This window comes from Aeromonas genomosp. paramedia, assembly GCF_023093515.1.
Classification (GTDB): Bacteria; Pseudomonadota; Gammaproteobacteria; order Enterobacterales; family Aeromonadaceae; genus Aeromonas.
Genome location: NZ_JAAROG010000003.1, coordinates 220,862 through 241,981, shown reverse-complemented (window position 1 = coordinate 241,981; position 21,120 = coordinate 220,862). Strand labels below are relative to the sequence as shown.

General features: G+C 62.1%; 18 protein-coding genes. 2 read left to right on the top strand and 16 right to left on the bottom strand.

Translation table 11 applies throughout. From position 1 onward, the window contains the following. Nucleotides 1-92: 92 nt before the first annotated feature. The 9 genes from HB860_RS03600 to tapM form a co-directional block, all read right to left on the bottom strand. A complete protein-coding gene (locus HB860_RS03600) occupies nt 93-965 on the bottom strand; it encodes a Dam family site-specific DNA-(adenine-N6)-methyltransferase (protein WP_247625767.1) in 873 nt (290 codons plus the stop codon). A 70-nt stretch (nt 966-1,035) separates the two neighbouring features. Next, nucleotides 1,036-2,574, bottom strand: coding sequence for an SPOR domain-containing protein (locus HB860_RS03595; RefSeq protein WP_247625766.1), 1,539 nt, complete (start codon nt 2,572-2,574; stop codon nt 1,036-1,038). Then, nucleotides 2,564-3,646, bottom strand: coding sequence for a 3-dehydroquinate synthase (gene aroB, locus HB860_RS03590; RefSeq protein ID WP_202046466.1), 1,083 nt, complete (start codon nt 3,644-3,646; stop codon nt 2,564-2,566). Before aroB ends, HB860_RS03595 begins: the two co-directional genes overlap by 11 nt. 16 nt (nt 3,647-3,662) lie before the next feature. After that, nucleotides 3,663-4,181: a shikimate kinase AroK gene (aroK, locus tag HB860_RS03585; protein WP_005329951.1), complete on the bottom strand. Its 519-nt coding sequence runs from the start codon at nt 4,179-4,181 to the stop codon at nt 3,663-3,665. A 191-nt stretch (nt 4,182-4,372) separates the two neighbouring features. Continuing rightward, nucleotides 4,373-6,586, bottom strand: a complete 2,214-nt coding sequence (locus HB860_RS03580) for a type IV pilus secretin PilQ (RefSeq protein ID WP_247625765.1) — start codon at nt 6,584-6,586, stop codon at nt 4,373-4,375. 16 nt (nt 6,587-6,602) lie between these two features. Next, the gene (locus HB860_RS03575) at nt 6,603-7,130 is read right to left on the bottom strand and encodes a pilus assembly protein PilP (RefSeq protein WP_247625838.1); all 528 of its coding nucleotides are present in this window, start codon (nt 7,128-7,130) and stop codon (nt 6,603-6,605) included. 2 nt (nt 7,131-7,132) lie between these two features. After that, nucleotides 7,133-7,732 carry a type 4a pilus biogenesis protein PilO gene (tapO, locus tag HB860_RS03570; RefSeq protein ID WP_247625764.1) on the bottom strand — a complete coding sequence of 200 codons (600 nt, stop codon included), beginning with the start codon at nt 7,730-7,732 and terminating at the stop codon, nt 7,133-7,135. Further along, nucleotides 7,729-8,298: a PilN domain-containing protein gene (tapN, locus tag HB860_RS03565; RefSeq protein ID WP_247625763.1), complete on the bottom strand. Its 570-nt coding sequence runs from the start codon at nt 8,296-8,298 to the stop codon at nt 7,729-7,731. Before tapN ends, tapO begins: the two co-directional genes overlap by 4 nt. Beyond that, the gene (tapM, locus tag HB860_RS03560) at nt 8,286-9,347 is read right to left on the bottom strand and encodes a PilM family type IVa pilus assembly protein TapM (RefSeq protein ID WP_348773018.1); all 1,062 of its coding nucleotides are present in this window, start codon (nt 9,345-9,347) and stop codon (nt 8,286-8,288) included. The genes tapN and tapM overlap by 13 nt, the downstream gene beginning before the upstream one ends. A 297-nt stretch (nt 9,348-9,644) precedes the next feature. Here tapM and HB860_RS03555 point away from each other — a divergent pair, with 297 nt between their 5' ends. Continuing rightward, nucleotides 9,645-12,134 carry a penicillin-binding protein 1A gene (locus tag HB860_RS03555; protein ID WP_139435703.1) on the top strand — a complete coding sequence of 830 codons (2,490 nt, stop codon included), beginning with the start codon at nt 9,645-9,647 and terminating at the stop codon, nt 12,132-12,134. Between the two features lie 56 nt (nt 12,135-12,190). On the opposite strand, the gene oxyR is transcribed toward HB860_RS03555, so the two are convergent. The 3 genes from oxyR to HB860_RS03540 all read right to left on the bottom strand — a co-directional run bounded on the left by oxyR (nt 12,191) and on the right by HB860_RS03540 (nt 14,827). Then, nucleotides 12,191-13,087, bottom strand: coding sequence for a DNA-binding transcriptional regulator OxyR (oxyR, locus tag HB860_RS03550; RefSeq protein WP_139435706.1), 897 nt, complete (start codon nt 13,085-13,087; stop codon nt 12,191-12,193). Between the two features lie 164 nt (nt 13,088-13,251). After that, entirely contained in the window at nt 13,252-13,887 is a 636-nt protein-coding gene (locus tag HB860_RS03545) for a DsbA family protein (protein WP_247625761.1), read from the bottom strand. A gap of 79 nt (nt 13,888-13,966) precedes the next feature. Continuing rightward, nucleotides 13,967-14,827: a Vmh family MBL fold metallo-hydrolase gene (locus HB860_RS03540; RefSeq protein WP_247625760.1), complete on the bottom strand. Its 861-nt coding sequence runs from the start codon at nt 14,825-14,827 to the stop codon at nt 13,967-13,969. A gap of 126 nt (nt 14,828-14,953) precedes the next feature. On the opposite strand from HB860_RS03540, the gene HB860_RS03535 reads away from it, so the two are divergent. After that, nucleotides 14,954-15,856, top strand: a complete 903-nt coding sequence (locus HB860_RS03535) for a LysR family transcriptional regulator (protein ID WP_139435713.1) — start codon at nt 14,954-14,956, stop codon at nt 15,854-15,856. A gap of 47 nt (nt 15,857-15,903) precedes the next feature. Here HB860_RS03535 and HB860_RS03530 read toward each other — a convergent pair whose 3' ends face one another. From HB860_RS03530 to HB860_RS03515, 4 genes are read right to left on the bottom strand one after another with little or no spacing between them, the layout of a single operon-like run. Next, entirely contained in the window at nt 15,904-16,686 is a 783-nt protein-coding gene (locus HB860_RS03530; protein WP_139435716.1) for a BPSS1780 family membrane protein, read from the bottom strand. Nucleotides 16,687-16,725: 39 nt separating this feature from the next. Beyond that, nucleotides 16,726-17,760: a fimbrial protein gene (locus HB860_RS03525; protein WP_247625759.1), complete on the bottom strand. Its 1,035-nt coding sequence runs from the start codon at nt 17,758-17,760 to the stop codon at nt 16,726-16,728. Next, complete coding sequence (locus tag HB860_RS03520; protein ID WP_247625758.1) at nt 17,753-18,466, bottom strand: fimbrial biogenesis chaperone; 714 nt, start codon at nt 18,464-18,466, stop codon at nt 17,753-17,755. Before HB860_RS03520 ends, HB860_RS03525 begins: the two co-directional genes overlap by 8 nt. Nucleotides 18,467-18,516: 50 nt before the next feature. Beyond that, nucleotides 18,517-21,069: a fimbria/pilus outer membrane usher protein gene (locus HB860_RS03515; RefSeq protein ID WP_247625757.1), complete on the bottom strand. Its 2,553-nt coding sequence runs from the start codon at nt 21,067-21,069 to the stop codon at nt 18,517-18,519. Nucleotides 21,070-21,120 lie beyond the last annotated feature (51 nt).

The following is a 21,120-nucleotide window of genomic DNA, read 5'->3' as shown; positions in this document are numbered from 1 at the left end:
CCTGCAGAAGACGCGGGCCCGTGCTTACCCGACCAGACAGGCGCAATGCCCGGGCAGAAACGACAACGGTCCCCGCAGGGACCGTTCATGACTCAGCCGACAGAGACCAGCTCGGCCTCACCGGGGTAATGGCCCTGCTCGGGGGCTATGCCGGGCGGATAGAGCGCCAGCAGCTCGGCCACCTTGTTGCGGCTGCCACCGTTGCGGCTGATGGTTCGCTTGACCAGGATCTCGTCCAGCCGGGCCCCGCGGTAGAGTTCCCGGGTCAGCTCGATGTCGTGGTTGCTGATGAGCACGGGCACCCCCTTGTGGGCGGCGGTATGACGGGCCAGCCTGGCCAGCAGGGCCTGATCGTCCAGGGTGAAGCCGCCGGCCGAGTAGGTGGTGAAACTCGCCGTGGTGGAGAGCGGCGCATAGGGGGGATCGCAGTAGATCACCCAGTCCTCCTCCGCCCTGGCCATGGCATCGGCATAACTCTCGCAGATGAAGGTGGCCTTCTGGGCCTTCTCGGCGAAGGCCCACAGCTCTTTCTCCGGGAAATAGGGCTTCTTGTACGAGCCGAACGGCACGTTGAAGCCGCCCTTCTTGTTGTAGCGGCACAGGCCGTTGAACCCGTGGCGATTCAGAAACAGGAACAGCTGAGCCCGTTCGAACCCGGCTTCGGTCTGGTTGAACTGGGTACGCAGCCGATAATAGGCGGTCTTGTGGTTGTGCTCGGCCACAAACAGCTTGCGCGCCTCGCGGATGAAGTTGTCCGGCTGCCGCTTGAGGTGATTGTAGAGACCGATCAGATCCGGATTGATGTCGTTGAGCACATAGGCATCGTAATCCGTGTTGAGAAACACCGAGCCCGCTCCGACGAAGGGCTCCAGCAACACACGCCCGGCCGGCAAGCGCTCGGCAATCTCTTCGACCAGGGAGTATTTTCCCCCGGCCCATTTTAAAAACGCGCGTGTTTTTTTCATGGAAGTCCGGTGTTAAGAAGGCAATGCCCAAAAAAGGGGGACGATTCTACCCCCTTCCCCGGGCGACTGGCTATTGCTTCAATTCTTTTTGTATCTGGGCAAACGACTTGGGCCAGGGTTGTCCCTTGAGCAAGGCGGGGGAGAGCTTGCGGATCGCCGCCTTGGCCTGGGTGCTGTTGGCATAGTCGCCCTGCACCACCACGTACCAGGGGCTGCCACGGAAGCGGGTCTTGTAGACCCAGACCTTGCCCGCCAGCCCATGCTCGGCCACGAAGCTGTCGACCGCCTGGGTGTTGCTCGCCCCCATCAGCTGGATGCTGTAGTGGTTCCTCGCCTTCTTGTTGAGGGTCGCCACCGGCGTCAGGGCCACCCTGGGTGCCGGCGCCGCGGCGGGCGCAGTCGCGGCAGGAGTGGCAGTCGTCTTGGCAACGGGCGCCGTGCTCTGTGCCTGTGCCGCCGCCCCGGTCGGAGCAGCACGGGAACTACCTCCGACCAGCTCGTCCACCACGGCCGTCGGCAGGGCACCGCTGACGTTGGGCTGTGTCATCAGTTTCTCAACCACTTCGTCGGAGATGACGACCCGGCGCCCCTCGTAATTGCTCGATTCGGTGGTGACCGTCTCGCTCTCGACCTTCTTGGGCAAGGTCTTGGCATCGGGCTGCCAATCCCGGGCGACCTGGTTGCCTGAAGTGCTGGCATCGGCGCCACTGCTCGCCTGGCTCCCCTGGGCACCGCTCGCCGCGCCGACGCTCAGCGGATCGGTCGCGACGGGGTCGGGCAACGCCATCCCCTGGGTCGAGGTCTGGGGTTGCTCCTTGCCCGCCTCCTCGAACAGGGGGAGATAGCTCAGGGCCAGCAAACCGGCGGCCGCCAGGGCCAGCACGGTCGCAATCTTCTTGACGGGCAACTCGGCCTGACGTTTCTTGGGCCTTCTGTCGGTCATGACATCCTCCAATGACTGCATGATGGCGGACGGGTGTCCCCCCGCCCCCTTCAGGATCTCTTCCACTTTCGGCTTGGGCAAGAGGGCCGCCGGGATCTTCAGCTCCTTGGCCTTCTCATACAGGAAAATCCGTTGCTCAGGCGCGCTCAGTGGCGCGACTTCCAGCTCGAGCGCGGGCATGGCACGCCCCTTGAGGGCACTCTTCTGATCGCGACACCAGACGTCACAGCCCGAGAGCAGGATGGCCAGTTTATGGGGAGAGGCCAGGGTATCGTTGTGGCGACAGACTGCCCACAGCTCCCCCACCAGTTCGGCGGGCAAGGTGTCGGCGCGCTCGATCATGAGCAGCATGCTGGAAGGCTTACCCTCCTGCATGCGGAAGAAGCTGTCGGCCAGTGCATCCTGCGCATTGAACAGGGGGCGCGCCACCACCTGCTGAAGCAGCAACTGGCGCACGTCCGCCATCTTCATGGCCGGGCTGCCGATAAGGCTCACCACCCGAACCGAGTCAGGCAGTTGGGCAAGCAGGGATTCACACAGGGTGCCACGGCCGCTGCCGGGCTTGCCCGAGAGAAAAATAAAGGGGTGATTGAACTCAATCAGATGCAGCAGCCGGTCAACCAGCTGCCGCTGGGAAGGCAATTTCAGCAATTTGTTATTGGTCACGACCAGACTCGATCACCGCCATCAATTGCGCATCCGTCACATCGGCCACTACCTGGGCCTGTCCGATCCCGATTGGCAACACCAGCCGCAGCTTGCCTTCCAGCACCTTCTTGTCACGGCGCATATGGCGAATGAAGGCGGCAAAATCCATCTCGGGCGGCGCCAGCACCGGCAGGTCCGCCGCCAGCAGCAGATCGCGGACTCGTGCAACCTCTTGCGCCGTCATGTCGCCACGGGCCAGGGCAGTCTCGGCCGCCAGCATCATGCCCGCCGCCACCGCCTCCCCATGGAGCCAGTTGCCATAGCCCTTCTCGGCCTCGATGGCATGGCCGAAGGTGTGACCCAGGTTCAGCAGGGCGCGCACGCCATGCTCGGTCTCGTCCTGACCGACCACGTCGGCCTTGATTTCGCAGCAACGGCGAATGGCATAAGAAAGGGCATCGGCGTCAAGGCGTTGCAGCCGCGCCATGTTGACTTCGAGCCAGGAGAAGAAGGCCGCATCCCAGATGATGCCGTACTTGATCACCTCGGCCATGCCGGCGGCAAATTCCCGCGCAGGCAGGGTCTTGAGGCAATCGGTATCGATGATCACATGCTTGGGCTGATAGAAGGCACCCACCATGTTTTTGCCAAGAGGGTGGTTGACGGCGGTCTTGCCGCCGACGGAGGAGTCAACCTGGGAGAGCAGTGTGGTAGGCACCTGAATGAACGGAATGCCTCGTTGATAGCTTGCCGCAGCAAAGCCGACAACGTCGCCTATCACGCCGCCCCCCAGGGCGATGAGGGTGGTGTCACGACCATGACTGGTTTCCAGCAGAGCAGACATGATCCGCTCGAAGGTAGCCAGGGTCTTGTAGGCCTCGCCATCCGGCAGGATCAGGTGTTCAACCTGAAAACCGGGCAGCAACTGAATGATCTGCTCAAGATACAAGGGGGCGACGACAGTGTTGGTCACTATCATGACCCGCTTGCCCTTGATCGTCTGCGCCAGCACCTCGGGGCGTTGCAACAGACCAGCAGCTATCTCAATCGGGTAGCTGCGCTCACCCAGTTCGACCTTCAACCTTTCCATGGACGTCCTCTATTGATTACATGCCAATCAACTTAACGATTTGATTAGCTACAACTTTTGCACTTTGATCATCCGTCTGGATGACAAAGTCAGCGACTTCTTCATACAGGGCGTTGCGCTCGAGGGCCAGACGCTCCAGCACTTCGCGGGGCGGCTCTTCGGTTTGCAACAAGGGGCGACGCTTGTCTCTCTGGGTACGCGCCAGTTGCTTTTCAATGGTGGTTTCGAGGTAGACCACGATGCCGCGCGCAGAGAGTTTGTTGCGGGTTTCACGGCTCTTGATGGCGCCGCCGCCCGTTGCCAGCACGATACCCTGCTGCTCGGCGAGTTCACCGATCACCTTCTCTTCGCGGATCCGGAAACCCTCTTCGCCTTCAACATCGAACACCCAGCCGATATCGGCACCACTGCGGCGCTCAATCTCATGATCTGAGTCGAAAAACTCCATGTGCAGTTGTTCTGCCAGATGTCTACCTATGGTGCTCTTGCCCGCACCCATGGGACCTATCAGGAAAATATTGCGTTTCTCAGCCATGTCTTTTCGTTAGTAATTACAAACTGTATGGCCCCGGTAACTACTCGACCGGGGTACCTATGAACCTTATCTTGCGATGGATCAGGAGGGGGATTATCTCAATAGAAACCAGGACTGGCAACCGCAGCCCTTACGCCCCAGCCTCATCGGGGCGTAAGGTTATATGTGTTTTACCCTCACATGTAAAGTTTTCAGAGGGCGTCGGTGACTATCCTCGGGGTCACGAAGATCAGCAGTTCACGCTTCTTGTTCTCGCTGGTGGTTTTCTTGAACAGGTAACCGAGACCGGGAATATCCCCCAGCAACGGCACCTTGCTGACGTCGCTCTTGATGGTCTGCTGATAGATGCCGCCCAGCACCAGGGTCTCGCCGTTGTTGACCAGCACCTGGGTGGTGATGGACTGAGCGTTGATCGAGACCGCATCCCCGGTACCGGTCGGGACGGTTTCCCCCTTGGTATCCTGAGTCACGGTCAAATCCAGGATGACCCTGTTGTCCGGGGTGATCTGTGGCGTGACCTTGAGACTCAGCACCGCCTTCTTGAAGGTGACCGAGGTCGCCCCGCTGGACGAGGACTCCACATAGGGGATCTCTGTCCCCTGCTCGATCAGGGCCGGCTTCTGGTTCGCCGTGGTGACCCGAGGACTCGCGATGATCTCGGCCTTGCTCTCCTTCTCCAGCGCCGACAGTTCAAGGTCGAGCAGAGTGCCATTGGCCAGACGGGCAACCTGGAAGGCCAGGGTACCGGCGGCATTGGTCACCGGCAGGTTGACGTTCAGCCTGTCTTCAATCTCAGGACGAGTATTTATCCCTGTACCATTACCCGACCCGTCATTGCCCTCTATGGTGCCCGAGGTACTGTTACCGTGACCGTCATTCTTGGTCACCCCCCACCGCACCCCCAATGCCTCGTCGAAGCCGTCGTCTATGGTCACCATGCGCGCCTCGATCACCACCTGCTTGACCGGAATATCGAGGATGTCCAGCATCCGTTTGACGTTGCCGATGACATCCGCCGTGTCCTTGACCACCAGCACGTTGGTGCGCTCATCCACGCTCACCGCCCCTCTGGGAGAGAGCAGCTTGGTACTCTCGGAGGAGAGCAGGGCCGCCACTTCGGATGCCTTGGCATAGTTGATCTGCAGATATTCGGTATAGAGCGGTGCGAGATCGGCCACCTGGTTGCGGCTCTCCAGCTGCTGTTTCTCTCGTGCGGCAATCTCGTCCGCCGGGGCCACCAGCAGTATGTTGTTGTCCAGCCGCTTGTCGAGCCCTCTGACCTTGAGGATGATGTCGAGCGCCTGCTCCCAGGGCACACCGTCGAGGCGCAACGTGATGTTGCCGGAGACGGAATCCGTGGTCACCAGGTTGAGATTATTGAAGTCGGCGATGATCTGCAGCACGGTTCGTACAGGAATATCCTGGAAGTTCAACGAGATTGGCTTGCCCTGATATTGTTTCGCTGTCGTGGTGGCAACCCGTTTTTTCACCTCTATGATGAACATCTTGTCGGCCTGGTCGTAGCGATAATCAAACTGGCCGTTGACCGAGAGCTCAAACAGGGTGTCATTGCCCTGGCGGAACACCTCCACCTGAGAGACCGGGGTCGCAAAATCCTGCACATTGATAAGATTCAGCTGATCATCCGGGATCCGGGTACCGTGGAACTTGGCGAGCACCTTCTGGCCACGACTGCTCACATCCACCGCCGCCGAGCTGTTGTCCAGGGTCACGAGAAACTCCCCCTGCCCCTCCTTGCCACGGCGAAAATCCACCCCCTTGACCGAGTTGAAATAAGCGCCGCCCGCATTCGCCTGAGAGACGGACAGCACGGGTTTGCTGGCCGCAACGGGGGCGGGAGCCGCCACGGGAGAGGAGACAGCCGCGGGCTGGTACTGAGACTGGTTCTGGGCAACCCGCTGGGTATCAATCAGTGCAGACTGGGTCACAGGCTGACTCCTGACTAGTGCCGACGGACTGGCAGCAGGGGAGCTCGTCGTCGCAGCCACCGGCTGGCCGGCCTTCTCTCCCAATGACACCAGCAATTTGTTGCCCTGCTGATGGACCTGATAAGGGGTCAGTTGATCGAGCGCTATCTTGATATCCAGCCCCTCTCCCTTGCCCTCCACCTTGAGGTTGTCCACCCCCTGCTGCTTGATGGGCAGCGGATTGACCGTCAGCGCCCCTATGGCGCCTGGCACGTGCAGCAGGAGCTGATTGGGCTCATACGACAGTCTGTCGGTAAATCCGCTCACTGGCTCGCTGAAGCTCAGCTCCAGCAGGAGTTGATCGGCCAGCAGCGGATTCACCTTGACCTCCTGCAACGCCGGCACCGCCCACACCTGGGTACATGCGCCCAGCCACAGCAGCGCCACACCCCTCATCCTTCTTATTGTTGTTCTCATCTCTGCTCATCCCTGATCATAGTTTTGCGTCGAGATTGGCCATGGCCAGCTGAGTTTCTCGGGTGACCCAGCATCCTTTGCCATCCGGTACCGTTTCCATCAAGTCAACATGGGTATTCGTTATCTTGATGACTCTTCCCTGATCCAGTCCCATGTACTGATTGAGCCCCACACGCACGGCTTGCCCGTCCGGAGTCCTGATCAGTGCCCACAACTGTCCCTGCTTGCCGATGGACCCCTTCATGCTCAGACTGGCCAGCGAGTAACGCTCCAGCACCTCCTTCTCCCGACTGGCCACTATCTGGGCGCAGTCCGGCTTGGTCTTGGCATCCACCCTGGAGCTGGTCTCCGGTTGCGGTTCAATGAAGGGACTGCGCTGATCGCTGTGCTGATAGGCCATAGGGGAGAATGGCTTTATCTCCGGCAAGGGCTCGATCGGGATGGGTTTCCTCGCCTTGGTTTGTTGTACGTACTCGTCCATGTCCTCCTGCCCGCCGCAGGCCGTCAACAACAGCACCGGCAAGAGGAGTGCGATCACTCTCATGCTCATGGCTTCTGCTCCAGGTTTTTACCGTTGTATTTGTAGGTCTTGGCCTGCATGGACATGCCTATCAACTCGTCCTGACCCGGGCCTTGATTGAGCTGAAACGACTCCAGGATCACGATGCGCGGCAACGCGGCCATGTCTGCCGTGAACTTGCCGAGCTCATGATAGGTGCCCACCACCTCGATGCGCATGGGCAGTTCGGTCGAGAACTCGTGTTTGACCTCTGCCTCCCAGTTGATCCTGTTCAATTTGAGCCCGTTATCGGTGGCAATGAAGCTGATGTCATCCAGCAACCCCGCCACTTCATGGGTGTTGGGCAACTGCTTGAGCTGGGTATCCACCAGATGCTCCAGTTGCACCATCTGCTTCCTGTACGCCTCCAGATTGGCGGCCAGCATGGCCTTGCTCTCGAATTGGGCCTTCAGCTCCTGCTCTTTAGCGGCTTCCTGGCGCAAGGCCGTCAGGGAGTTGGCAATCACATAGTAGTAAATGGCGCCGCCCAGCAGGGCGCAGCAGAACAGGATGAAGATCCCCTTGGCGACTTTCGGCCAGCGCGCAATGTCATTGAGATCCAGGTCATTGAGCTGTTGCAGGTTCATTGTTGCCCCTTAGTCGCGACCGGAGCGACGCCGGCAATCTGGAACATCATGGAGAACTGGCTGAGAGCCACGGGCGCCACGTCTGCCGAGAAGATGGTACTGAGCTGGGACTGTCCCAACCAGCCAGACCCGTCGATGCGCCTCATCATGCTGGCAACCCGGCCATAAGCTTCTGCCTTGCCGTTGACATCGATTCTGTTTGCCTGCAAGGCCAGGGTATTGAGATAGACCCCATTGGGCACCAGCACGGGTAGCTGGTTGAACAGACGTACCGGTATGTTGCGCCTTGTCTGCAACTGCTCGATAAGCTGCATTCGATCGATCAGCTCCTTGCGGCGCTCCTTGAGCAGCCGGATCTCGCCGAGCTGGGTATCGAGCGTGGCCATCTCCTGCTGCAGACGCTGGTTGCGTTGCTGTTGAGACCCGATCTGCTGCTGCACCAGCCAGTCGACAGCAAAGGCAAGAGAGGCGGTGGCCGCCAGAAAAAGGCCGATCATGATGCCAAACTGCTTCTTCTGGCGCTGGGCCCTGGCCAGCCGCCATGGCAGGAGGTTTATATTTGACATGGTGTGAAGCTCCGCAGTGCCAGACCGAATGCCGCCATGTATTTGGCTCCATGGATGAGGCCGCCCTCCCCCTTCGGCTTGCCAAACAAGGCGAAGGGGTCGGGATGCAGCACTTCACAGTTGAGCTCGCTGCCTATCTGCCCGACGAGACCAGGCAGCAGACTGCCCCCTCCCGTCAGCACCAGTTTTGACAGCTCCTTGTTGCCGGACGAGCTGCAAAAGAGCTGCACATTGCGCCTGACCTGCAGCACCAGGGTGCTGAGGTGGGGCAACAACACATCCACTTCATGGTCGGCAGGCAAGCTGCCCTGAACCTTGGCAAGCTCCGCCTCGTCCAGGCTCATGCTGTAAAAAGAGGCCAGGGCCTGGCTGTATTGATCGCCACCGAAATTCTGCAGGCGGGAGTAGACGACCTCCCCCCTGAGCAGGGCGGCAAAGGTCATGGCACTGGCGCCGATGTCGACGATGCCGACCGGCTTGTCCCAGGTTTGCAGCTCGGGCAGACAGGCCAGCACGGCACGTCCCAGCGCATGGGCCCCCACGTCCACCACCATGGTATTCATGCCTGCCTCCGTCAGCGCACTGACCCGACCGTTGACGCTCTCGGTGCGCGCCGCGCTCAGCAGCACCTCCTGGCGGCTCTCGTCGGCCGTCAGGCCGAGGATCTCGAAATCCAGGCTGACCTCGTCGAGGGGGAAGGGAATGAGCTGTTCTGCCTCCAGGTGAACCTGGTTCTCCAGCTCGTTCTCGTTGATGTTGGCATCAACCTGAATAACCTTGGTGATGACATTGGAGCCTGTCACGGCGGTGGCCACCTGCTGACAATCCCCTTGAATGAGCCGCTTGAGCGACTTGAGGGACTGGCTGACCCGTTCAATGTCCTGCAGTTGATAATCGACCAGGGTGCCCTTGGGCATGGGTATCTCGGCAACCGATTCGAGATGCACCTTGCCAGGACGTCCGCTGAGGGTGACGGCCTTGATGGTTTGACTGCCAAAATCAATGCCCGCCAAGGAGAGGAGGGATCCCTTACTTAATAGCCCAAACATATACACATCCATGCGTTATTGGGTTTTAGGACTTATTGTAGGACAGCGCATCACGAGGTGATGACTTAACTCAATATAATGCTCTATCTATCAATGTCATAAAGTTTATGTCAAAAGTTGACGCTGCTCTCCTTTCGGCCTTGATTGCGGCCCCCTTGGTAATTGCGTTCTGGAATGCTACCCTCCCGCCTCTTCTCGAGGTCGATGTCCCCGGACAGGAAAACCTCGAATCCGCGAGGGTAAAAAGGCTATACTCTGCGCCCGTTGGCTAATTTTAAGACGATTGGTAGTTCTTCCATGCTGAAATGGCTCGTTCGCCTGTTTATTGTCATGATGCTGGGTGCAGTGCTGGGTGTTGCCAGCCTCATCGGCATCTACTTCTACATCAAGCCCCAGTTGCCGGATGTGAGCGCCCTGCGCGATGTCAAACTGGCCACCCCGATGAAGGTGTACAGCCGGGATGGGGAGTTGATCTCCCAATTTGGCGAAATTCGTCGTATCCCGTTGCGGCTGGATGAAATTCCCCAGTCCATGATAGATGCCGTGCTTGCCACCGAAGATGCCCGCTTCTATGAGCACCCGGGCATAGACCCCATCGGCATTATCCGGGCCGCCACCGTCTGGGCCGTCTCCGGCCAGGCCCGCCAGGGCGCCAGTACCATCACCCAGCAGGTTGCGCGCAACTTCTTCCTGAGCAACGAGAAGACCTTGGTGCGCAAGATAAAGGAAGTCTTCCTGGCCTGGCGCATCGAGCAGAATCTCTCCAAGGATGAGATCCTCACCCTTTATCTCAACAAGATCCCCCTCGGTTATAGAGCATTCGGGGTCGGCGCCGCCGCCCAGGTCTACTTCGGCAAAGACGTCAAGGATCTGACTCTGGACGAAATCGCCATCATAGCCGGGTTGCCGAAAGCCCCCTCCATGCTGAACCCCATACGTTCGCCTGAGCGTGCCTTTGCGCGCCGCAACGTGGTGCTGGGCCGCATGCTGGAGACCGGCAAGATCACCCAGGCCCAGTTTGACGAGGCCTCCAAGATGCCGGTCAAGGCCCGTTACCACGGTGCCGAAACGACTCTCAATGCCCCTTACCTGAGCGAGATGGTGCGCCAGAAGATGGTGGAGCAGTTTGGTGAAGATGCCTACACCATGGGGCTGCACGTCTACACCACTGTCACCGCCAAGCGTCAGCGTGCCGCCCACCAGGCGCTGCTGGACGGCGTATTCGACTATGACACCCGCCACGGCTATCGCGGCCCGACCGCCCTGCTGTGGAAGGCCGGGGAAACGGCCTGGGACTACGACCAGATCATGGCCCACCTGGCCAAGCAACCGACCTACCAGCCGCTGATGGCCGCCGTGGTCACCAAGGTCGGTGACAAGAGCGCTACTCTGGTGCTGAAGAATGGCAAGCAGGCCGAACTCGGCTGGAACGGCATCAAGTGGGCCCGAACCTTCATCACCGACGATCGCCAGACCTATCCCCCTAAATCGGCACGGGACGTGCTGAAGGCCGGCGCCCAGATCTGGGTGCGGGAGAAAGGGGAAGAGCTGCTGCTCTCCCAGATCCCTGACGTCAACGCCGCCCTGGTCGCCATGAACCCGCAGGACGGTGCCATCGAGGCCCTGGTCGGCGGCTTCAGCTTCGAGATCTCCAAGTTCAACCGGGTCGATCAGGCTCGCCGCCAGGTCGGCTCCAACATCAAGCCCTTCCTCTATGCCACCGCGCTGGAGCAGGGCTATACCCTGGCGTCCCTCATCAACGACGCCCCGATCAATCAGTGGGATCCCGCCAAGGGCCCCATGTGGCAGCCCAAGAACTCGCCGGCCATCTATGAGGGCCCGACCACACTGCGCCTTGGCCTCGCCAAGTCCAAGAACGTGATGTCGGTCCGGCTGATGCGTGCCATCGGGCTGGATACCTATATCGATGGCCTGACCCGCTTCGGCTTCGCCCGCGAGCACATCTCGGCCAACGAATCCCTGGCCCTGGGGGCCGCCGAGTTCACCCCGCTGGAAGTGGTGCGCGGCTACTCGGTACTGGCCAATGGCGGCTTCCAGGTGACGCCTTACTTCATCACCGAAGTGACCGATAGCTTTGGCACCCCCCTGTATCAGGCCAATCCGGCCGCCGCCTGCCGTGACTGCGGTGTGCTGGCCGCCGCCGGGCTCGACAGCGCCGATGCCTACGCCAATACCGTCCCTGACTGGAAGGCCCAGTGCCCGATTGACCCTGTCGTGCCCAACAACATGGCGCCCCAGACCATCAGTGCCCAGAGCGCCTTCCTGATCACCGACACCCTGACCACCGCCATCTGGGGTGGCAATGGCTGGCGTGGTACCGGCTGGCGCGCGGCCCGTGACCTCAAGCGTCACGACATCTCGGGCAAGACGGGGACCACCAACGAATCGAGGGATGCCTGGTTCTCCGGTTACACCCCGAATCTGGTGGCCACCTCCTGGATAGGTTTTGACAACCACCAGCGCGGTCTCGGCCGGGCCGAATTCGGTGGCGGCGCCGCCCAGCCCATCTGGATCGACTTCATGAAGACGGCCCTGCAGCAAGTGCCCGAGCGCAAGATGCCGGTTCCCGAAGGGATCATGCAGGTACGCATCGATCGGGAGACGGGTCTGCTGACCAACCGCACCGATGGCGCCAGCATGGAGGAGTTCTTCAAGGAGGGGACTGAACCGACCCGCTATGCGAGCCAGCTCTCCGATGGCAATCAGGTCTACGGCGGCGATGGCTCCAGCAGCGATGGCCCCGTCTCCACCGACGACATCTTCTAAGCTGCCCGTTGAGGCAAAAAAAACCGGCGCCCTGGCGCCGGTTTTTTTATCTGCCCTCAGCCGAGCAGCCCCTTCATCAGGGCCGAGATGCGGGAGGCCAGTTCATTGAAGCAGGGGCGACGCACCGAGTAGTGGCGATAGAGCAGGGAGATGGTGCGCCCCGGCACCGGGTCTATCACCGGACGATAGCTGACGCCTCCCTCCTCGGCGTTGGCGGGCACCGCCAGCCTGGGCACCAGCGTCATGCCGCTGCCGGCCGCCACCATGTTGCGCAGGGTCTCGAGACTGGTGCCCTTGAAGCGCTGATCCTCGCCGATGCCGGCGGCAAAACAGAAGCCCATCGCCTGATCCCGCAGGCAGTGACCGTCGGCCAGCATCAGCAACTTCTTGCCCTTGAGATTGCCAAGCGGCACCGCCCTGGCACTGGCTTCAGGATGATGCTGGGGCACCGCCAGCCACATGGGCTCCTGATAGAGAGGGATGGAACCAAAACCGTCCATGCCCTCCAGCTCGGCGAGCACCAGGCAATCCAGCTCCCCCTCCTCCAGCCGCTTGAGCAGCACCTGGGTCTGCTCTTCGTAGAGATAGAACTCCAGCTTGGGGAAGTGTTCCCGCAGATCCTGAATGATGTGGGGCAAGAGATAGGGGCCCACGGTGGGAATGAAGCCGATGTGGATTTCGCCGGACATGGGCTCGGCGAAGTGCTGGCCTATGCTCTTGAGCTCGCGCACTTCTTTGAGCACCTTGCGGGCCTGCCGGGCCATGGCATCGCCGGCCGGGGTAAACAACACCTTGCGGGAGGTGCGCTCGATCAGGATCACCCCCAGTTCATCTTCCAGCTTGCGCAGCTGGCCGCTCAGGGTCGGCTGGCTGACGAAGCAGCGCTCCGCCGCCTTGCGAAAATGTTTCTCCTCTTCCAGCGCTACCAGGTACTCGAGATCGCGAAGGTTCATAGGTACTGCATCCTGCCAATCAAAGAGGCCGTTAGCATGCCCAAGAACGGTGCGGGGGACAAGGGAAGCCCGAAACGGGGAGTGCTCTCCCCTGCCCCGCTCACCCGACATGCCCATTGCCGTGACCCTGAGGGCCGGTGCGGCAAACCCGGGCATGGCACGGATCAGGCCGCCATCAGGGCGGCGAGATGGCTCGCGAATGCTTGCGGCTCCCCCAAGAACGAGGAGACGGGCAGCGGGATGAGGCTTCCCCCCCGCATCAGCCCGAGGGTCGGGAACCCCTGCCCGCCGAGCCGACGCAGCCAGCCCTGGCTTTGGGCCAGATGCCCGGCGAGATCCACCTGACCAAAGGCCAGGGCGAATGCCTCCGGCGCTATGCCCTGCTCCTGCGCCAGCCGCGCGAGATGGGCCTGGTCGCCGACCCACTGACCGTCAAGGTAATGGGACTGCTGAATGCGATGCAGCAGGCTCAAACCATCACCACCCAGCTCGGTGACCGCCAGTATGGCCCGGATGGGGGGCTCTGAGTCGAGCAGGAGGCCGTCCCTGAGCAAGAGATCGTTGAAGTAGCGCTCACCAAAAGGCTGGCCGGTCAGGGCCTGGATCCGTTCGTCATGGGGGCGGACATGGTCCCGCAGGGCCTGGCCCATAGGCTGGCGGCGCGGGCCCAGCCAGAGGCCGCCCGCATGCAGCGCGATCTGCAAATCCGGGATCCCGGCTGCGGCCTCGAGCAGGGGGGCGGCGCCATAGCACCAGCCACAGAGGGGGTCATAGACATAGTGCAGTGTGATGTCGTTCATCTGAGTGATCCTCGGCAGTTGATCAAAAAACCGGGCAGTCAATGCCCGGCAAAAAACACAGGGAAAGGGACTCAGGCCATTACCACTTCATCTCGCCCATGTTGACCTTGGCACCTATGGCCAGGCCATCGTCCACCGGCAGGGACGGGAACGCCTTCTTCAGGCCGTCGATCAGCTGATCGCTGTTCTTGGCGGAGGCCAACGCCTGCTCGAAGCGCTGGACGTAGTCACGGGTAAAGGTCACGGCGGCAGTGCCTTTGGGTGCGGTGCCCAGGAAGTGGCCCGGTACCACGCGCTCGGGTTTCAAGGTCAGCAGGTTGTCCAGCGCCTTGACCCAGTTGCTGCGGGCCGCCTTGGTCTGGCTGTCCGCCATCCAGACGTGCACCCCGCTGTATACCGGCACGCCGCCAAACGCCGTCTTGATGGAGGGAGCCCAGAGGTAGGCATTCGGGGTGTTCATCTCCTTGATTTCAATCTTCTCGCCATCCAGGGTCAGGTGGGAGGCCGTCATCACCTGCGGCACGGTCAGACTCTTCGGTGCGCCCTCGCCCAGGATCGGGCTCCAGTAGCTCAGCTTGGCATCCTTGGTCTGGTTGATATGGTCAACCACATGCTGGTCGGCCAGCACTTTGACATCCGGGAACGCCGCCATGACGGGCTCCAGACCGAAGTAGAAGTCGGGGTCACCGGCACTGATATAAACAGTGGTCAGCTTCTTGCCGCTCTGCTTGATCATCTCGACCAGCGCCTGGCCATTTTGCACGTCGAACTGGGCATCGATCAGGATCGCCTCCTTGTCACCGGTCACCAGTGAGGAAGAGACCGGGAAGATCGCCTTCTCGCCAGGGTTGTAGACGGTCACATTCAGGGGAGCGGCCAGCGCGGCGCCACCGAGCAGGGTGGTAGCCAGAGTCAGGTTGCGGACCAGGGTGTTGTTCATCATCTATTCCTCATTAAGTATTCGGGGTTCATTTGATGGACACAGTGTATTGGATCGCCTAAGGTGCAAATACAGCATAAAAAGCGCATCACTGTTGCACATATCGAACATATAGAGGCACTGAGCATGGACCGACTGACCGCATTGCGGGTCTTCGTCTGCGTGGTCGAACAGGGCAGCCTGAGCGGCGCCGGAGAGAAACTGGAGATGTCCCGCGCCATGGTCTCGCGCTATCTGGCCGAGCTGGAGCGCTGGATGGGGGCCAGATTGCTGCACCGCACCACCCGTCGGCTGAGCCTGACCGGACCGGGGGAAGAGGCACTGAACCGGGCCAGGGCCATGCTGGCGCTGGGGGAAGAGATGGAGCATCTGGCCATCCGCAGTGACGAGGCCCCCAAGGGGCAACTGCGCATCACCAGCAGCTACTCTCTCTCGGAAGCCCTGCTGGTCAAGGCGGCGGACGACTACCTGGCTCGCTACCCCGGTACGGCCATCGACATCCTGCTGCTGGACAGAACCGTCAACCTGGTGGAGGAGCGGATCGATCTCGCGGTGCGCATCACCAACGATCTGGATCCCAACCTGGTGGCGCGCCGCCTCGGCACCTGCCACTCCGTCGTCTGCGCCAGCCCCGCCTATCTGGCCCGCCATGCGCCTTTGCAGCAGGTGCAGGATCTGGCCCTGCACAACTGCCTCACCTACACCTATTTCGGCAAGAGCCTGTGGGAATTTCAGGGACCCGGGGGCCCGGAGTCCGTGCCGGTGAGCGGCAACCTCAGCGCCAACATCTCCAACCTGCTGCTGGCGGCAACCCTGGATGGGGCGGGGATCAGCCTGCAGCCACGCTACTCGGTGCAGGCCCACCTGGAGAGCGGCGCCCTGGTGCCTCTGCTGACCCAGTGGCAGCCCAAGCAGCTGGGCGTCTATGCCGTCTATGGCACCCGCAAGCAGATGTCCCCCCTGCTGCGCAGCTTCCTCGACTTCCTGATCGCGCACATGGCGGACGATCCCCTGTGGCAGGCCAGCTGAGGGCCCATGAAAAAGGGGCCTGTCGGCCCCTGTCATCCTGTGTCGGTTTATGCCTCGAAGCCAAACGCCTTGACCGGCGACTCGCCGTCGTCGGCAGCCTCCTCGTCCACATAGATGTCGCGATAGGCGGCGTAGATGGAGTAGTTGATGGCAGGCAACACCACCAGCAGACCCACCAGCATCAAAAGCGCACCAAAGAAAATCAGCACTGCTCCCAGCAGCCCCCACCAGAGGAAGGGCCACATATTGCACAGACAGCCCTTGAAGCTGAGCCTGGCAGCCTGCCAGGCCCCCACGCCGTGGAAGAAGATGAGGGCGGGAGCAAAGGTGATGGCCATCAGCACGGGCACCAGCAAGGCCAGCCCCAGCAACAGGCAGAGCAGGAACCCCTGCGCCTGTTCGGGCGTCAGGGTCAGGGTCTCCGGATCCTGGGAGAGCAGGCCGGTCAGGCCCCACTGATGCAGCATGAAGGCGCAGATGAGCAGTATCCCCATGAACAGGGCGAGCACCATCAGCCCCCCCAGCATCAGCGGGGTCAGCCGGTGACGAAAACCGGCGAAGAAGTCGGCGAACTGCAGGGGGTGACCCTCATGACCCCGGCGGGCCACCGCCACCCAGCCGGCGCCCCACACCATGTAGAGCAGCTGGGAGATGAAGCCCCCTGCCGGCAGCTGTTCCAGCAACATGCCCACCAGGAACCAGATCACTATCATGGCCACGCTGGCACCCATGCCCCTGTTGAAGATGTCGAACCCGGTGCGGATCCAGATCCAGCCCTGCCCTATGGTGTGGCGTCTGGGTTCGCGGCGCAGGGCGCTGTCACTGTTCATCATTGACCTCGTCGAAAATAGGGGCAGATAACCCTGTCATCAGGGCACGCTCACCGTGACCATGATGGTGCCCGTGTAAGCACCGGTGCGCACCACCTGACCCGGCAACCGGGTCGGATACAGCCTTACCTGATATTGGGTGTTGTGGCTGGCCGCCGAGTAGGGTACCGCGATGGCAGTATCAAATGGAATAGGGGTCAGCGTATCCTGCTCGACCATGCCCACCCCGACCCCGGCCAGGCTGGTGGTGATGAAGCGATTCTGGCTGCTGAGCGTCCCCCCGAAGCTGTATTGCAGCGGCACCAGGTAGTCACTCGGGATCTGGCTGCAGGTCACGCTCACATTGACGCTGCGCGGGGCATACCCCCTGGGGATCTCCCCCTCGACGAAGGCACTCTGCGCCACGGCGCCAAGATCGATGGGAATGCTGGTGCCGGCGGGGAACTGGCAGGTCGGCGTCGAGGTGACGCTGATGTTCATCGCCAGGGTGCTGAAGGCATTGACCGGGCTGGTGTCCGGCGCACTGGCGCGGCGCACGAAGAGATGGGCGACGGTGCCGCTGAAGGTCTGGGTACCCGTGATCCCCTTGAGCAGTTTCAGGGTATAGCGGCCGCCGTTAACATCAATCCCGCCCAAGGCCAGATTCAACACGTTGCCGATGCAGACGGCCAGCAACCCGCTGCTGGTCGCGTTGAAAGGTATAGTCCGATAATTCCCTGCCGCATTGAACTCGACCTTGAGGCCGAAATAGGGATTGAGCTTGATGAGTGTCCCCAGAGGATCGGAGACGGTGGGCAGACTGGTGGTGCCCTGGTAATAGACGGTCACAAACAGCCCCACCGAGATGCCGGTGCAATCACAGGTGGCCGTGCCCGTGGTCGAGAAGGAGGTGGCAGCATTGGTCCCTCCGGGCTGATAGAGACCGCTATCGGCGGTGATGGCGCCGGTCGCCACGAAGGGACTGGTGCACTGGCCATTGACGGCCCGTGCTTCGCCCGCCCACAAGCTCCCCAGCAACAGCAGCGCCGCCACCAGCAAGGAAGGCAGGCCCAGGTTTCCGACGCCGTCACTCATCCCGCTCTCCTCCCTTCCTGCCCAGGACAAATTCCTGCTCATGATAATTGCCATCGTCGTCGATCCAGCGCAGCCGCCCGCGGGCCCCCGCCGGCACGGCGTCCGCCATGGGAAGCGACAGGGAACCATAAGGCGGCAGCACCCCGCCCTCGCGCCAGGCGAGGTGCGGTGCGCGCAGCAGCACCTCGCTCAGGCTGATGTGAAAGGGGCCAGGATTGCTGACCCTAAGTCCGCCCCCCGCCAGCCCCTGCCAGCCAAGCCGGCTAACCGCCTCGGCCGGGGAGCCCGCCAGGCCGGACGGCCGATAGAACAGCTTGATGCGGGTGCGATACGCCAGCTGCACGCTCCCCTGCGAGGCCTGTGCCTTGGGGGGCAGTCCGAGGACATTGAGCCAGAACAGGGACTCCCTGTCTTGGGGAAGCCCGCTCAGATCCGCTCCCAAGATGCGCAGCACCTGCCCCTTCTGCGACCCCAGCCGCATCATGGGCGGCACCACCAGAAAGGGGGTCGAGACATCGGCCGGCCCCTGCTGCTCATTGCCGCCATCGACCCAGGCCTGCAGCAGGCTGGGCTCGCTGCCGTCGTTGCGCACCATCAGACTGGCCTCTGAGCCCCCTTCATAGATCACCCGGGTACGCATCAGGTTCAGGGCGGCCTCGCTGCTTGAGCACCACAGCAGGGAGCACAACGCCAACCATGACAGCATGGCGTATCCTTCCAGGGCCCGGCGCCAGCCATGGCAATTAAGGGGGTCTCTCATGAACTTGCTCCCAAAGCGAGGCAGCGGGCGGCGACCTGCTGATAGGGCACGGCAGGATCCGGCCGAGGAACCCGATAATCGAGCCGACACCGCTCATCCCCCTCCCTGCCCCACTGGACATGGAGGGTCCCCTGCTCGCCACGCACGAAGATGAGCCCCCCCTGACCGACCACGGCCACGGCATCGCCGCGGCCATCGACCACCTCGGCACCAAAGGGCGGCGCACTGCCATCCTGACGCACGGCCTTGAGCAGCAAGGGCTGGCCGACATGGGTCTCGTATGCCAGCTTGACGATGGCCCCCCGGCGCGGGGCGACCATCTGGGCGCTGCCATCTATCTCCACATCCAGCGGCAAGCCGCTGGGATCCAGGCCTATGATGTTGGTGCGATAGGGGTTGAGCCCGGCCAGCACGGCATAGCCATCCCCGTCCACCTCGCTGCCGATCCCGTGGCTGACCCTGGCCCCCTGGGCTCCCTTGGCTTCCACCAGCGCCATCGTCTCCCCTTGCGTCTGCCCCAGCACCCAGCCCTCCTCATGGACCAGCAGGGTTCCCTTGGCCGAGGCCACGTACTGGGCGTAACCCTCCCCCTGGCTGGTACTCAACCCCAGCTGGGTAGCCGCCGTCTGATACTGCAGGTTGGCGCCATAGCTCAGGGCCGAGCTGCCACTCACCCGACTCTGATTGCCATAGACACCGTAATAGAAGCGTCCGTCCCGGGTCCCTCCGTTGAGATCCAGTCTGGCGCTGGCGCCCTGGCCTTCCTGATAGGAGAGGGTGCTGCCAAGACGCGGCGACCCCAGCTTGTCCCCGATGGGGATGCTGAGGCTCAGCACGTATTGATCCCCCACCCCCTCGTCCAGGGAGTGGCTGGCCGACAGGGTAAGGCTGCCCCAGTCAAACCCCCGGTTGTAGCCGAGCTGGAAGCTGCTGCTCTCCCCCTGGCCCCCCCAGTAGTCGCGGCGAATGCCGTTGAAGTAGAGATCCCCCCACTCCCCCACCGGCTGGTTGATGTTGAGCTGGAAGCGATTGCGCTCCCGCTGCAACCTGTCCAGCGCCTGGACCTGTATCGCCGCCACGTCGTTGAGGTCGAGATAGCCTTCGCTGGAGAAGCGATAGGCGGCCAGGGTGAAGTAGGTCTGGGTCCTCTCCATCTGCTTGCTGTAGGTGAGGCGATAGCTCTGACCGGCGAGGGAATCGGGCACGTTCGCGCTGGCGGGCAACGCCCGCGCCCAGGAGCCGGTCACATCCAGGGCCAGGGCGCCGTAGTCCGAGCCCATGGCCACGCCCCCCAGCAGGGCACCATAATCCTCGGCGGCTATGGTTCCGCCATACAGGGTCAGGGCATCCGAGAAGCCGCGCCTGTAGGTGCCTTGCAGAAAATCCGGACCATCGGGGCCCGCATCATTGCGATAGCGTCCCAGGGTCAGGCTGAAGCGGGAGGTGTCGTCTCGCAACATCTGCACCACGGAGGAGAACGGCAGGGTGAAGCTGCGCTCGCTGCCATCCGCCTCCGTGATGGTCACATCCAGATCACCGGCAAAGCTGGTGGCGTAGAGATCGTCTATGGCAAAGGCGCCGGGGGCGACCTGGGTCTCATAGATGAGGGCGCTGCCCTGCCGTATGGTGACCCTGGCATTGCTCTGGGCCACCCCGCGCACCACGGGGGCAAAGCCCCGCTCGAAATCCGGCAGCATGGCGTCGTCGCTGGCGAGCTGCACGCCGGTGAAGGGCACGCTGTCGAAGCTGTCGCCCGGGGTGAAGTACTCCCCCAGGGTCAGCTGGGCTTTGCGGGAGGTGACATCCCGCTGTACATAGCTGTTGAGGGGCTGATAGCCGCCTCCCTGGTTGCCCTGCCAGGAGCCGTTGTGGCGCAGGCGCCAGGCGCCGAGGTTGATGCCGGTGTTGAGGTTGACGCTGCTGCTCAATGGCTCCCCTGTGCTCCCCTGCTCGCTGTAATAGAGGTTGGCGTTATAGCCGACGAAGGCCGCATTGATCCCCTGCACCCACTGCTCAGGCCCCACATAGTCCCGCCTGGCCTGACCGAGATAAGCCTGGGGCAGGCTGAGTGCCCCGCTCAGACTGGCCAGATCGAAGGTGAAGCTGGCGCCGGGCACCAGGGCGCCCACCTCGATGCAGTCGCTCCGGAGTTGCTGCTGCACCGCCCCCTGGTCGGGCAGCTTGTCGACCAAGAGCCCCCACTGGGTCAGCTGATCCGGATGAAAGCAGAACAGGGGCGTCCCGGGATCCTGCCCCGCTCTCACCTCCACCTGCTGGCTTATCCTCTCCTTGCCATTGATGGTGATGTCGAGCTGATAGCGCCCGGGGGGGATGAAGTCGGCACGGGAGAAGCGGGCCAGGTCGATGTTGACCCCCAGGCTGTCGAGCAGGCGGCTGTCAAACTCGATGTCAGCGGGTGGGCTGATCGCTTGTCCGTCCAGCTCCTCCCCCATGGCAAGGGCGCCCCAGAGCAACAGGGAGAGACCGCAGGCGGGGTGCCAGAGGACGGTGGTATGAAGGCAGCAAGAGAGGGGCATTCTGGCTGTCACGGCAAACCTCCCCCTCAGCGCCGGCCTGTGCACCGGGAGCGCCGACCCCTG